2 protein-coding genes and 1 pseudogene are annotated in these 1,551 nt (G+C 65.1%); 2 read left to right on the forward strand and 1 reads right to left on the reverse strand.

All coding sequences use genetic code 11. The features are described 5' to 3' along the window. The first annotated feature begins 403 nt into the window (after positions 1-403). Together HUK84_RS17685 and HUK84_RS17690 are read left to right on the forward strand one after the other, a co-directional pair. The gene (locus tag HUK84_RS17685; protein WP_176641420.1) at positions 404-649 is read left to right on the forward strand and encodes a type II toxin-antitoxin system Phd/YefM family antitoxin; all 246 of its coding nucleotides are present in this window, start codon (positions 404-406) and stop codon (positions 647-649) included. Then, entirely contained in the window at positions 646-1,092 is a 447-nt protein-coding gene (locus tag HUK84_RS17690) for a type II toxin-antitoxin system VapC family toxin (protein ID WP_218064449.1), read from the forward strand. Before HUK84_RS17685 ends, HUK84_RS17690 begins: the two co-directional genes overlap by 4 nt. A gap of 262 nt (positions 1,093-1,354) precedes the next feature. On the opposite strand, the pseudogene HUK84_RS17695 reads toward HUK84_RS17690, so the two are convergent. Continuing rightward, a pseudogene (locus tag HUK84_RS17695) lies at positions 1,355-1,551 on the reverse strand (DUF4410 domain-containing protein); the annotation flags it as partial.

Below are 1,551 nucleotides of genomic sequence, written 5' to 3' on the forward strand. Positions count from 1 at the left end.
GTCTTCGCGGCCGCGCCGGCGCTGGGCCTGGTGACGGCGGTGCGGATCGTCCGGCGCGGGCGGGCGCGGGATGTCCCGACGGGGAGAGAGACGGCGGTGCCGGAGGGGTAAAAGGGGCATGGCGATGGGGGGCGAGAGGCCGCGCTCTCTGCGCTTTCGCCTCGATGCGGTGTCATCGCCATGACGTCGCCGAGGGTCCCTTCATTGGCAGATGGATGATGACCGCAATCCGCTGGGTGGGCGTCGCGCAGATCCAGCGTACCGCCATGCCGGCGCAGGATATCGGCGACGAGCGAGAGGCCGAGGCCAATTCACTCGAGGCCAATGCACTTGAGGTCAGAACTCACTTCGAAGCATGCTTAGACCCTGATATATTGTGGTCGTTCTGGTTGGAGTCTGTGACATGGCGATTTGGCAGGTTCAGGAAGCGAAGACCCATCTGAGCGAGATCATCGAACAGGCGCGCCGGGAAGGGCCGCAGACGATCACGCGCCATGGCGCGGAAAAGGCAGTTATCCTGTCCGTCGAGGATTACCGCGCTCTCACGGCGCATCGCGTGGACTTCAAGGCGTGGCTGCTCGGCGGTCCGAAGATGGATGATTTCGACGTGCCTCGGGAACGCGATACGGGACGCGAGATCGTCATTTGAGCGGTGGCCTGCGCTATCTGCTCGACACCAATGTCCTGTCCGAGACGCGCCGGAAGCAGGCCGATCCGAAGGTTATGGCTTTCCTCGACGCGGTGGACGCGGACAGCCTGTTCATCAGTGTTCTGACGATCGGCGAATTGCGCAAGGGCATCGCGATCAAGCGCCGCACTGATCCTGACGCTGCCCGGTCGCTGGCGGCCTGGGTGGATGGGATGGAGCAGTCCTTCGCCGATCGCATCGTGCCGATCGACGCGGCGGTGTCACGGCGGTGGGGTGAACTGTCCGCCGACCGGAGCCGACCGGTGATCGACACCCTGATCGCCGCGACGGCGTTGGTGCATGGGTTGACGCTGGTGACGCGCAATGGAAGCGATATGCGCGGGATCGACGTGCCGATCATCGACCCGTGGGAGGGACGCAGACCGGCACGAACGAAAAAGTGATCGTGCGATAAATCTCTATGCTTCTTCATCCGCGAATATTCTTGCATACGCCTGCACTTTCCTGAGCTCTCTGCGGTTTGTTCTTTCCGAAAGGAGAGGAGCGGACCGATGGATGACAGAAGCCAGGCACCGGGACGTCGAAGGTCGGCCCGTGTCCGGCCAACACGCGCGCGGGCAGGCTGAGATGGCTGCATCACCAGCGTCGCCACGCCGCTCGATCCGAGGATGAGCGCCATCTGGCTCCGCAGGGAACGCGGCAGCCTCACGCGGGCAGGCTCCAGCCCTCGGCCACGTAGCTGGCCCGGACTTCCCGGGTGATGGCCTTGGCGGCGTCCGCCATGTCGGCGTCGAGGCCATGGCGCCGTCCGAGCAGCAGGTCCAGCGTTCCGCCGATCGCCATGTGGATCGGCACCGCCGTGCCGAGGGTCACGGCGGCCGGGACGATCAGGCCGGGCTTGC

Source organism: Nguyenibacter vanlangensis, from assembly GCF_013376155.1.
Classification (GTDB): Bacteria; Pseudomonadota; Alphaproteobacteria; order Acetobacterales; family Acetobacteraceae; genus Gluconacetobacter; species Gluconacetobacter vanlangensis.

Bases quoted from the DNA above. Each gene is read 5' to 3' on its own strand.
- HUK84_RS17685 (WP_176641420.1), top strand. From the start codon at position 404: ATGGCGATTTGGCAGGTTCAGGAAGCGAAGACCCATCTGAGCGAGATC.